Source organism: Candidatus Korarchaeota archaeon NZ13-K (assembly GCA_003344655.1).
Lineage (GTDB): Archaea > Korarchaeota > Korarchaeia > Korarchaeales > Korarchaeaceae > Korarchaeum.
Genome location: MAIU01000042.1, coordinates 1 through 9,295, shown reverse-complemented (window position 1 = coordinate 9,295; position 9,295 = coordinate 1). Strand labels below are relative to the sequence as shown.

Sequence of the window (9,295 nt, the reverse complement as noted above, 5' to 3'; positions counted from 1 at the left end):
CTTCAGTATCTCCCTCTCCCCCACCCTCACCCTCAGGTTCTCCACCCTCAGCATGCCCATCGCTCCTATAACGATGTTAAAATATTTAAGTGTGGGCGCATGGATGCGGGAGGCGCAGGGGATCGCTTTGAAGGTGTGCGGTGTCGATGAGATAAGGAGGCTGGATTCCCTTGCCTGTGAGCGATACGGAATGGATGAGGATATACTGATGGAGAACGCCGGGCTTTCGGTGACCTATCTGATAGAGAGGGAGCTGGGGACCGCTGGGAGGAGGTTCGCTGTCTTCGCCGGACCCGGGAACAACGGGGGGGATGCGCTAGTGGTGGCCAGGCAGCTGCACTCGAGGCAGGCACATGTCAGGGTGCTCCTACTGAGCGATCCCTCTAAGTACAGGGGTGCAGCCCTCAGGAACTACGAGAGGGTCGAGAGGATCGGGATAGAGGTAATCAGGGTCCAGGAGGAGGGGGTTGGCAGGGTCAGGGAATGCCTGGATTGGGCCGATGCTGTCGTGGACGGCATATTCGGCACGGGACTTTCCAGGGACGTTGAGGGGCTGAACAGGGAGGTGATAGAGCTAATAAACTCCTCTGGGAAGCCCGTGTTCTCGATAGACATACCATCCGGGATAAACGGCGATGACGCCATGCCCAGGGGCGCCGCCGTCAGGGCCACCTACACGATCACCTTCGGCCTGCCCAAGTACGGTAACGTGCTTTACCCGGGCTACGCTTACTGCGGAAGGCTCTTCGTCTGCAACATATCCTACCCGCCCGAGGCATACTCGGAGCTGAGGACCGAGCTGAACTCGCCGGTCGAGCTCCCGGAGAGGCTGAAGTGGGGGCACAAGGGAACGTTCGGAAAGTTCTTAGCGGTGGCCGGATCAAGGAACTACTATGGGGCCCCCTACTTCGTCTCAATGTCATTCCTGAAGGCTGGGGGCGGTTACTCGAGGCTGGCGGCCCCCAGATCCGTGGTGCCCTTCATAGCGGCCAGGGCGAGCGAGGTTGTCTACATACCCCTTGAGGAGAATGAGTCGGGATCAATAGCCAGGGGGAACATGGATCTGATCCTCAGACTCGTTGACGAGCTGGGAATAGACATAGTGGCCCTGGGTCCCGGGACCTCCGTCAATGAGGAGACCCAGGAGCTCATTCTGAGGCTTCTGGAGGAGCTGGATGAGCCAGTCATAGTGGACGGTGATGGGATAACGGCGATCTCCAAGGATCCGAGTGTCCTCAGCAGGAGGAGGGGGGGAACCGTGATAACCCCCCACATGGGGGAGATGTCAAGGCTGACGGGCCTTCCGGTCGGGGAGATTGAGAGGGAGAGGGTGAAGATTGCAAGGAGCTTCGCCGAGGAGTACTCTTGCTATTTAGTCCTGAAGGGGGCTCACAGCCTGATAGCGTTCCCCGATGGAAGGATCTTCATAAACATGACCGGGAACTCCGGAATGGCGACTGCAGGATCGGGCGACGTCCTCACGGGCACCATAGCCGCGATGAGGGGAATAGGCCTGGGCCTGGGGGATGCCGTGAGGATGGGAACCCTGGTCCACGGCCTGGCCGGGGACATAGCGGCCGAGGAGAAGGGGGAGGATGGGATCACGGCCCAGGACATCTTGGAGAGGCTGCCCCATGCGATGAAGCTTCTGAGGGAGAATCCCGAAGCCGTCTGGAGGAGGTACTCGCCCGAGATCATATGAAGGTGTCTCGGGCCGCGCTGCAGCGATCCCTGGGCCTGTAACTACCTCAAGGTCTGGGGGACCTCTTCCCGCTCACCTCAATGATATCGAGCCTTATCACCTCAACGCTCTCGAGCTCCTCCTCGGAGAAATCATGATCCTCCCCGGAGTAGTGCCTGACTATGCAGCTCAAAGCCCTCCTCTTCTCCTCCCTGTCCGTCACGAAGTGGGCTTCAGCCAATCCTATCACACTCCTGTACCCCATGGTCCAGTCGCAGGGCCTGCTTCCAGTCCTAATCAGCTTCACATCGACTTCTAACTCGAAGCAGACAAGCCTGTTGGTCCTGAGAACCTCTATCTTCCTCCCCTCCTTAGCGGAGTGTATGTATATCCTCCCATCGCAGTAGCCGAAGCTCACGGGGACGCAATACGGAACACCGTTATCGCACATTGCAACTCTGCAGACGAGTGCTCTCCTCATCACATCCTCTATCTCCCCGAAATCCCCGATCTCCTTATCCCTGCGCCTCATGAGGCGAGCCGACTCGGTCAAGCTAAAAGGATTTCCGTTCAGATGCTCCCGGGCCACGCATCTCCTCCGCGGACCCATCCGGGGGCATCGCCCATCGATGGAAAAGATTAATAGTGAGCCGGCCGGGGTCCTCCGGATGAACCAAACGGGATATCAAGCTCTCATAGGTCTCTGGGGTCCGGTAGGGGTGCTGGTCTTCACCTTCATCATAAGCCTGGTCCCCTTCGCCTCCCCATCCAACGCCCTCGTGGCAGCGCTAATAGCCATGAACTTCCCCCAGATGGACAAGCTCCTCATAGGGGTTTCCGTCGCCCTGGGGGCCACGCTGGCCAAGGCGGTCCACTTCAGCGCCTCCTACGGGGTCGGGAAGCTGCTGGAGAGGAAGGTGGGTGATGAGAGGATGGGGAGGTACGGAAGGATCACGCTCTACCTGATGAACTTCATAGCGGCCGCCACCCCCCTGCCCGACGAGTGGATCGTGATCCCCATGGGCCTCGGCAGGATGAGCCCAGTATGGTTCTTCCTCACGTATCTGGCTGGGAAGCTCGTGATAACGATACCAGCGGCCTACATAGGGCAGGGCGTGTCGAGGATGGCCGAGGGGTTCCTGGGGGAGAGAACCTGGCTCTTCTCCCTAGCGGTGGGCGTGGTGATAACGCTGGTCTTCATACTGATAGACTTCAGGAAGCTCACCGAGAGGCTGATGACCTTCCTGAGGCGAGGATCCGGGGGATCAGGGAAGGATCCGAGCGTTGAGATGAGTGGATGATGCCTAGAGGGGGGAGGATGCTCCCTTACCTTAGCGAGCTCGCGGCCTTATCGACGCTCGCCGTGGCCAGCCTCCACGACGTCAGGAGCAGGATGGTACCAGATTGGGTCTGGCTGCCGGGCTCGATCTTGGGTGTCGCGATTAAGCTCCTGGATCCGGGTGGAACTCTCCAGTTCATAATCAGATACTGGCCCTTCCTGCTGCTCCTCTCCCTGATGCTCATCATGGAGTGGTTCCTCTCCCTCTCCGGTCAGGCGGATGTGCTGGCATACCTCACCCTCTCGCTACTGCTGACCGGAAATTGCACGTTTCCGGACGCCCTCCTGGTGTACCTGCTCTCGAAGGTCCTCATAGCCCTCATGATCCCCTGCCAGTTTCTGGTAAATTTCTTCAGGATAATCGGGAATAGAGGGCTAATGGATGGATTCGATGAGCCACTCTGGAGGAAGATATTAGCGATGATGCTGCTCTCCCCTTACGACAGGAGGATCGCGAGATGCGCGAGCACTGCTGAGGTGAGCGTCGACGGGAGGAGGAGGTTCGTGCTTAGGGCCGCCCTGAGGATCTCCTGCGACGATCCCCCGGAGGAGGGGAAGTGGATCGCCCCAGCGTATCCGGCTATGCCCTTCATATTTGCGGCCACGCTCCTAGTAATCTCACCGCTGGGAATGACGCTCAAATGCTGAGTCAGACCGGCCGCTCGGGGGTCCTTTATAATAATCCGCCCTCAGCATGCGGGAGGTGATTCGCATGCTCTACATATCAAAGAGGGAGATAGAGAGGAGGATAAGCGAGATAACGGATAGGATGAGCAGGAAGGGGATAGATGCGCTCTACCTTGTCTCCCCATCCAACATAGCTTACACCACCAACTTCTTCCACATCCCCACCGAGAGGCCGATCGCCGCGCTCATCCTGGCCAGCGGGGAGAGCATACTCTTCGTCCCCAGGCTGGAGCTGGAGCACGCGGAGAGGTACTCGTACGCGGATAGTGTGCTCAGCTACAGGGAGTATCCGGATGAGAGGCATCCCATGAGCGTGATAGTCGATCAAATGAGGGGGCTGGGGCTCGAGGGTAAGAGAATAGGATTCGACGGGGACGGTCACGGGCACGCCTACGGCTACAGGGGCCCGAGGCTCAGCGAGCTGCTCAGCGCATCCTACAGCTACGAGAGGGATCTTGTGGAGGACCTCAGGATGATAAAATCGGAGGAGGAGATAACGCTGCTGAGGGAGAGCGCAAAGTGGGCTGGATACGCACACAGGCTGCTTCAGGAGTACATCACCGTGGGAAGGATTGAGGACGAGGTCTCCCTGCTGGCGAGCATGGAGGCAACACTGGCGATGGCGAAGACTCTCAAGGACATATACAGGCCGCTTGGATGGTTTTCAGGTGCCAGCGCGGGCTTCAGGGGGCAGGTGGGCGAGCACTCCTACTACCCCCACTCCCTGACCGTTCACGCGGTGATAAGGAGGGGGGATGTCCTTGTGACTGGCGCCACGGCCAACGTGAGCGGCTACTGCTCCGAGCTGGAGAGGACGCTTGTGGTGGGCAGCCCCAGCCCGGAGCAGGAGAGGTTCTTCAAGCTCATGATGGGGGCGAGGAGTGTGGCCCTGGGGATGGTGAGGGCCGGGGTCAGGTGCAGCGATGTGGACAGGGCTGTGAGGAAGTTCTTCGAGGAGAATGGATTGAATGAGCACTGGAGGCATCATACGGGGCATGGGATAGGCCTGGACTTCCATGAGGCTCCCTTCCTGGATGTAGGATACGAGAGGACCCTTGAGGAGGGCATGGTGATCTCGGTGGAGCCCGGGATATACGTGAGGGGACTGGGGGGATTCAGGCACTCAGACACGATACTCGTCACCAGCGACGGCTTCGAATTCATAACTCACTATCCAGATCAGCTTGAGGACCTCATCGTCGAGGGCTGATGATCTCGACTGGCGTGGGATAAGTTTAAGTTGGTGAGCATCGGGATCGCGGATGGACATGTTCCACTGGGTTGGTGCGCCTAAGTGGGCACTGCTGGTTCTGCTGGTGACGCTGGCAACCTCAACGCTCATCCTAGCTTACCTCGCGCTGCTCCGGGCCGAGAGGCCCATTCTGACTTACTCCAGGACCGGAGGGATAGCCGGCATTAGGGAGAGCTTGACGGTTTACACGAGCGGCCGTGTCCTGGTTCAGGGAAGGATCATCGGGAGCAAGGAGCTTCTCCTGGGAGATGATCGGATGAGGGCCATCGGATTGCTGCTCAAGGAGCTCGCCCCCCTAGGAAAGTTAGAGCTCGGAGCTAGGCCAGGAGCAGTTGACTTCTTCTCATACTCCATAATCTCCGAGGAACATGGGCTCGAGCTGAGCTGGGTGGACCCCTGGGCCTCTGAGGGCCCGGTTCCCTTCCAACTCGAGGCAGCAAACGCCCTGATGAGCGAGCTCATCAGCGAGGCCAGGGGGGAGGAGTTCAAGCTCAGGGTGAGCGGATCGGATGGGGAGGTCTCGATCCAAGCGGAGCCTGAGGGTCTAATCATGGGGACCCGCGACAGGATGAGAGTGAATATCACGATTGAGGGCGTTGATCTCAAGCTTAACGCCTCCCTCCTGAGGGTATCCGGGAATTGCGTCTCGGCGGAGATCCTGAATGAGGAGGTGTCGGGGAGGAGAATCGCCGCGACCGCGCTCGTGAGCTCGACCTGCGTGAGGGGCTCCTGAGGGTAGGCATAAGCTTTGGGAACATCTCGCTCGAGATACCGGTATTCGTAATCGAGAGGTCCCCCTGAGGGATCCCCTGCCTGGGGCAGAAACGTTAATCTCTAGCCTTCTGCGTCAGGCTGTGTCTTTCTATACCTAGGAGGGAGATGAGGTAGGCTGATGCCGAGTGCCTGTCCAGCCAGTATCTCCTCAGAGCTTGAAGTCCCACTTTGATTCCCCAGGATAAAGCTTATAAACTGCCGGGCTCGTGAACCTCCACAATGACTCTGGGTTTCCGAGATCCGCGGCGAAGCGCGGTGAGGGGGCTCGGGGAGACCGTGATGAACTCAGCCGTGCCGGATACAGAAAGCTGCACTTCGAAACATGAAGGCACGGTTGAGGTGAACGGCGGGGTGATGCGAAAGGGTTTAATCCCCCGGGCGGGGGAAGCCGCGTGGTTCAGGTGATAGACCTAAGGGCAGATGCCGGCTGGGTTGGGCTCGTAGAGAGGTTGAGGGATGCGCTTGCATCGGAGCTCGGGGACCTGGTCATCAGAATGATAGCTCTCCCATCCCCTAGCGAGAGGATATACGACTCGAACCTCCTCATAGTCGTGAGGGACGACAGCGGCGAGACTGTGGAGCGCATCATGGACGCGATCCTCAGGGTTGAGGGGTCAGCGGGTGTTGAGGGGATCATATCACCGCTGATAGTGACTGAGAGCGAGAGGAGGATAATAGAGGGATTCAGGGGACTGGAGGTTGTCTGTGAATAAGGCGCTCATCTTGATGAGGGAGGCGGAGAGAGATCTCGGGACTGGGAACTACAATAAGGCCGTTAGTGCCTCCTACTTCGCCGTCAGGATGGTTGCAGAGCTCCTCCTGAGGGACCTAAGGACTAGGAAGGACGATAAGATAGCGAACGCCCTCGGGAGGGTTATGGGTGAGGACTCGAGGAGGGAGCTCATGTATCTCTTCGAGAGGAGGAAGGAGGCGGATCATAGGGACAGGGTCTTCACGAGGGAGGAGGCTGAGGATGTCGTGAGCAGAGCCAGGAGTTTACTTGAGCGAATTTTGGAGAGGATTGAGCGGGATGGATCCGGATCTCAAGGATATGGAGGAGGTGCTCGGAAATCTAGGGAAGGCGAAGGAGTCCGCTTTTGAGAGTCAGGGGAGCCTTCTAGAGGCCGGGCGATCACTGCCCCACTAGGGCACATCCATGCATGGAATTGGGAGATCTTCCTAAATTTTCATATTTGTTCGCGGGGTTACCCAAAAAGGTCTCGAGGATATGGAGGTGAGTCAGTTGATCATCGGGGGTTAGACATAAGACTTAATTTGACACATAAATTGGAATAGAGAGGCATGGGCGTCAGAGTTGGGGGATCATATGTGAAAATATTATGACTTTCATCGCCCTTGTGATGGATGAAATTCCCATAAATTCTAAACGGGGAAAAGCTTATATTTAATAGGATCCCGCGATCGCTGGCCCTCTCAGGGGTGATGTTATGTCAGGTGAAGCACCCACCCTCTTCGTGAGGAGAGCATCAGGGCTCGTGAGAACTGTGGGACCCTTCACAGCCTTCATGATAGTCTTCACGCACACTGTGGGAGGCGGAATACACAGGCTGGCCGTGATAGCGGCTTATCAGCACCCCGGGGCTTTCATACCCTACTCCTTCGTGATAACTGGATTGGCCCTCGCGATCCCCACCGCGCTGGTTTACACAATGCTGGGCGCTATGATGCCCAGGACTGGCGGTGACTACATATTCATAAGCAGGGGTCTGAACCCCACCCTCGGCTTCCTGGCCTCCTGGGGATTCTGGTTCACGGAGGTGCTCAGCTACGGCATAATAGCATGGTACTCAATAGACTTCTTCGTCGGTGCGGCCACGGCAGCTGGCATCGCGCTGCGCGATGAGGGCCTTCTCGCCACGGCTCAATGGATGGCCACAACCGAGGGTCACTGGGTACTGGGCATACTCTTCGTCGTACTCTTCGGGGCCATAGCCTACCTAGGAATGAGGATATACGGTTGGATAATAAACCTGCTAGGGACAATAGCGATAATAGGATGCCTCACGAACCTGATAATCCTCGGGACCTGGGGAATGGGTCACATGGCGACCGTCAATGGCTGGAACTCCGTGTACGGGGCTGGGGCCTATGAGAAGATAGTGAGCAAGGCCTTCGAGATAGGGATGGCCAAGGGTAACCTGCCGGTGAGGGCATTCGACTGGGGCGCCACGATAGCCGCAGGGACCGGGGCCATATGGGCGTACATAGGCATAGTCTCCGCTGTCTTCGTCGGAGGGGAGATGAAGTCACCAGGAAGGTCGCTTTTCGTCGCCCAGGTCCTCGGAACCCTCATAATAATGGCCTACTACATAACACTACCCTTCCTCGTCTACTCAGCCTACGTCGTGCCTCAGGACGTGCTAGCCAAGGTCCCAGGCGCCCTGGACTACCTGGCGAAGCAGGGGATACCGACGGACAGGGTCTACTTCACGGCCCTCTACAACTACCTGATGAGCGAGCTGGGCAGCAAGGATGTCGCCAGCCTCCTTGGAGTCCCCGAGGCGCACCTGCTACCGCCCAGGGTGGTGACCTCCTTCACGATACCGCTGGTGCCCAAGGGCATGGAGTGGCTCCAGGTCCTCAACGGAACGCTCGTCGGCATAGTGCTCCTCAAGGACATACCGGCCTTCTTCGTGGTGGCCAGCAGGATGATATTCGCCTGGGCGTTCGACAGGTTCTTCCCGGAGATGTTCGCGGCCGTGGACTCCAGGTTCCACACGCCCTACTGGGCGGTCACCCTCACCATGATAGGCGGCCTTGCAGGAGTTGCCCTAACGGCCGGAGGGGACTGGGCCGCGGCAGCTGACACGAGCAACCTCTACCAGTTCGCAGTCATGCTGGGATGCCTATCGGCCGCGGTCATACCCTACTGGAGGAGGGACCTCTACGAGAAATCTCCTTACAGGTGGGAGATAGCGGGCGTGCCTATTCTGACGATCCTAGGGCTCTGGGGATGGGCTACCAACTTCTTCTTCTTCTACGTGACGACTCACGAGATATTCTACTACTGGGGAACCTACGCGACGGATATACCGCTGCAGCAGTCCGCTTGGATGGGAATAGGAGCGCTTATATTCGCCGCATACCTCGCCTTCAACACGAAGAAGGGAATAGATGTGAAGACGATATACACAGAGATACCCCCGGCCTGAGCATCAAACCCCCTTTTGTTTTTATATCAAGCTCAGATACGACGGGCTGCTTGCCCTCATCTCCTCAGCTTCCTGATCTCGGCCCTTATCCTGGCTATCGAGTACAGTTGGAAGGAGGCTATGATAAGCAGTATCCCTAGGAGTAGGGAGGCCAGAGAGATGAAGGCCATGGGCAGGCTGAAGTACCTGGTTGAGAAGTAGAGGTTGACCGTCAGGAGGCCGAAGTACATGCTCACGATCATCAAGGAGGCCCCTGGAATTCCCAGGTAGATCAGGGGTCTCTCCTCGAGGACTATCCTGAGTATCGTGGCCATCAGCTCCGAGAAGTGGGCCACCGGATTCTTGGATGGTTCGCTGTCATCGTACCTCACGACGATGGGCACCTCGAC

General features: G+C 58.0%; 10 protein-coding genes and 1 pseudogene. 8 read left to right on the top strand and 3 right to left on the bottom strand.

Annotation, left to right across the window (positions count from 1 at the left end; all coding sequences use genetic code 11):
* Nucleotides 1-127 precede the first annotated feature (127 nt).
* Complete coding sequence (locus BA066_05190) at nucleotides 128-1,702, top strand: NAD(P)H-hydrate dehydratase (protein RDD53300.1); 1,575 nt, start codon at nucleotides 128-130, stop codon at nucleotides 1,700-1,702.
* A 46-nt stretch (nucleotides 1,703-1,748) separates the two neighbouring features.
* Here BA066_05190 and BA066_05185 read toward each other — a convergent pair whose 3' ends face one another.
* The gene (locus BA066_05185) at nucleotides 1,749-2,213 is read right to left on the bottom strand and encodes a pyridoxamine 5'-phosphate oxidase family protein (protein RDD53299.1); all 465 of its coding nucleotides are present in this window, start codon (nucleotides 2,211-2,213) and stop codon (nucleotides 1,749-1,751) included.
* Between the two features lie 136 nt (nucleotides 2,214-2,349).
* Between BA066_05185 and BA066_05180 the strand changes: the two genes are divergently transcribed.
* The 4 genes from BA066_05180 (at nucleotide 2,350) to BA066_05165 (ending at nucleotide 5,692) form a co-directional block, all read left to right on the top strand.
* A complete protein-coding gene (locus tag BA066_05180) occupies nucleotides 2,350-2,982 on the top strand; it encodes a hypothetical protein (GenBank protein RDD53298.1) in 633 nt (210 codons plus the stop codon).
* Nucleotides 2,979-3,668: a prepilin peptidase gene (locus BA066_05175; protein RDD53297.1), complete on the top strand. Its 690-nt coding sequence runs from the start codon at nucleotides 2,979-2,981 to the stop codon at nucleotides 3,666-3,668. Before BA066_05180 ends, BA066_05175 begins: the two co-directional genes overlap by 4 nt.
* A 64-nt stretch (nucleotides 3,669-3,732) precedes the next feature.
* The gene (locus BA066_05170) at nucleotides 3,733-4,917 is read left to right on the top strand and encodes an aminopeptidase P family protein (GenBank protein ID RDD53296.1); all 1,185 of its coding nucleotides are present in this window, start codon (nucleotides 3,733-3,735) and stop codon (nucleotides 4,915-4,917) included.
* Nucleotides 4,918-4,969: 52 nt separating this feature from the next.
* Nucleotides 4,970-5,692 (top strand): hypothetical protein, encoded by a 723-nt coding sequence (locus BA066_05165; GenBank protein RDD53295.1) that lies wholly within the window; start codon nucleotides 4,970-4,972, stop codon nucleotides 5,690-5,692.
* Nucleotides 5,693-5,786: 94 nt separating this feature from the next.
* Here the strand turns inward: BA066_05165 and BA066_05160 are convergent.
* A pseudogene (locus BA066_05160) lies at nucleotides 5,787-6,065 on the bottom strand (hypothetical protein).
* Between the two features lie 60 nt (nucleotides 6,066-6,125).
* Between BA066_05160 and BA066_05155 the strand changes: the two are divergent.
* The 3 genes from BA066_05155 (at nucleotide 6,126) to BA066_05145 (ending at nucleotide 8,906) form a co-directional block, all read left to right on the top strand.
* Entirely contained in the window at nucleotides 6,126-6,446 is a 321-nt protein-coding gene (locus BA066_05155; GenBank protein ID RDD53294.1) for a hypothetical protein, read from the top strand.
* Nucleotides 6,439-6,834 (top strand): HEPN domain-containing protein, encoded by a 396-nt coding sequence (locus BA066_05150; protein ID RDD53293.1) that lies wholly within the window; start codon nucleotides 6,439-6,441, stop codon nucleotides 6,832-6,834. The genes BA066_05155 and BA066_05150 overlap by 8 nt, the downstream gene beginning before the upstream one ends.
* Before the next feature lie 347 nt (nucleotides 6,835-7,181).
* Nucleotides 7,182-8,906 (top strand): APC family permease, encoded by a 1,725-nt coding sequence (locus BA066_05145; protein ID RDD53292.1) that lies wholly within the window; start codon nucleotides 7,182-7,184, stop codon nucleotides 8,904-8,906.
* Between the two features lie 56 nt (nucleotides 8,907-8,962).
* Here BA066_05145 and BA066_05140 read toward each other — a convergent pair.
* The coding region (locus tag BA066_05140) for a hypothetical protein (protein ID RDD53291.1) at nucleotides 8,963-9,295 on the bottom strand (333 nt) is incomplete at its 5' end.